This window comes from Curvibacter sp. GW821-FHT09D12, from assembly GCF_059416245.1.
In genome coordinates, this window is record NZ_JBWKOU010000053.1 from 1 (window position 1) to 1,904 (window position 1,904).

The window sequence follows — 1,904 nt, forward strand, 5'->3', positions numbered from 1 at the left end:
GAAGCTGGCTTTGTAGCCCGCAAAGTCATCACACACCAGGCTGCCTTGCCAGTCGCCCAGGAAGCGGCGTGCATGTTCACCGGCCCGGCTGGGGGCGAAGTCGTAGACCACTGCCTTGAGCGCTTCAAACTCGCCCGCCGCATAGGCCCACAGGTAAGAGCGGTGGGTCTTGCCCGTGCCGGGGGCCAAGGTGGCCACCGGGGTCTCGTCGGCTTGCAAGACGGCGCATTGCAGCATCTGTGCTTTGAGTGCATCCACCACGGGCTGCAGGCGCACGCCGCACACGCCCACCCAGGATGCCAGTGTGGAGCGCGCGATGCCAAAGCCCGCCCGCGCAAAGATGGCCTCCTGGCGGTACAGCGGCAGGTGATCGGCGTACTTGGCCACCAGCACCTGGGCCAGCAAGCCGGAGGTGGGAATGCCCTTGTCGATGACCTCAGCGGGCACGGGGGCCTGGGTCAGTGTCTGGCATTGGCTGCAGGCCCACTTGCCGCGCACATGGCGCTGCACGGTGAACACACCGGGTGTGTAGTCCAGCTTCTCGCTGACGTCTTCGCCAATGCGTTTGAGTTGGCAGCCACACCCTGGGGTGGTGCACACCGTGGCGTTTGGCTCATGACTGATGCTGATGCGGGGCAGCTCGGGCGGCAGGGCCTGGCGCTTGGGGATTTGCTTGGGTGCCTCAGCAGCTTGAGGGGCAGCCTTCAACTCGGCCAGTTCTTCTTCCAGTGCCGCGATGTCGGCTTGAACGGCTTCTTCAAACAAGGGGCGCTGTTGGGCGTCGAGTTGTTCGCTCTTCACACCAAAGCGGATACGGCGCAGTTGAGCCAACTCGAAGCTGAGCTTGTCGATCTTGGCGTCGCGCAGCGCAATGGCCTGGCTGGCCTGGTCGGCCCGTTGGGCGTCTTGCTCGATGCGCTGCAGCAGCTGCGCCGTGAGTGCGCGCAGCTCTTCGGGCGCCATGGAGGCCAGTGCTTGAGCGTCGATCTGCGGCAGCGAAGACATGGCCCCAAGTGTGCCGCAGCCCAGGGGCTCAGACCATCGGCGCATGCCCCGATTGCAGGGGCAACAGGGTCACCCCAAACGCTCAGACCAGGGTGATGGCCCCGGTGTGGCCCACCCATTGCCAGGGCAGGCCCAGCACCAAGGCACTGAGCTGGGAGCTGCTGATGGGCAAGCTGGGCTCAGGCCCCGAGGCCCAGTTGAACTTGCCGTTGTGCAAACGGCGCGCAGCCAGCCACAGGCCCAGGCCGTCGTGCACCAGCACCTTCATGCGGGTGGCGCGGGCGTTGGCAAACACATAGGCGTGGTGAGGCTGGGCTGAGCCAAAGACGGCCACCACCCGGGCCAAGGCGGTGTCGGGGCCGGCTCGCATGTCCATGGGGGCCACCGCCAGCCAGACCGCGTCGATGCGGATCACCGCAGCCAGTCCTGCAGCGTGCTCAGGCACTGAGCGGCCGCGGCCACGGGCCAATACAGGGTGACAAGGTGATCGCCACGGCGCAGTTCAATCCGGATATCTGTACTGGGAGTGTTCAGCGGTACGGAGACAAAGCCGGGCGTGGAGGCAGAGGTGGTCAATGCAGGAGAAGCCGGAACCGAGGATGGAACCCGAGCCAATTGAACAGCAGCCTTGTGGGCGGGATCACTCTCGGCCACCCAACGGCGCACAAGGTTGGCGTTGAGGCTGTTGGCCAGGGCCACCGCAGCGGTTGAAACGCCCGGGGCTTTGCAGGCCGCAACGATGTCGGCCTTGAAGGAGCCGCTGTAGCGGCCGCGGCGCCGGCCGGGGGATGGGAGGTTGATTGCTGAGGAGTCCATGTGTCCACCAAGGGGAGTGATTGGTGGGTTGGATCCTCAGGCGGCGGCGCAGGGTTGGGTAGATGACTTGCCAGGACGCTTAC

The 1,904-nt window shown here is 65.7% G+C and carries 3 protein-coding genes; all 3 read right to left on the reverse strand.

Annotated features, from left to right (window positions below; all coding sequences use genetic code 11):
* Positions 1-1,005, reverse strand: a 1,005-nt coding sequence (tnpC, locus tag AC07PT_RS30385; protein WP_494659184.1) for an IS66 family transposase, incomplete at its 3' end; no start/stop codon positions are given.
* 82 nt (positions 1,006-1,087) lie between these two features.
* The gene (gene tnpB, locus AC07PT_RS30390; RefSeq protein ID WP_494659182.1) at positions 1,088-1,420 is read right to left on the reverse strand and encodes an IS66 family insertion sequence element accessory protein TnpB; all 333 of its coding nucleotides are present in this window, start codon (positions 1,418-1,420) and stop codon (positions 1,088-1,090) included.
* Positions 1,417-1,821 (reverse strand): transposase, encoded by a 405-nt coding sequence (locus tag AC07PT_RS30395; RefSeq protein ID WP_494659183.1) that lies wholly within the window; start codon positions 1,819-1,821, stop codon positions 1,417-1,419. Before AC07PT_RS30395 ends, tnpB begins: the two co-directional genes overlap by 4 nt.
* Positions 1,822-1,904 lie beyond the last annotated feature (83 nt).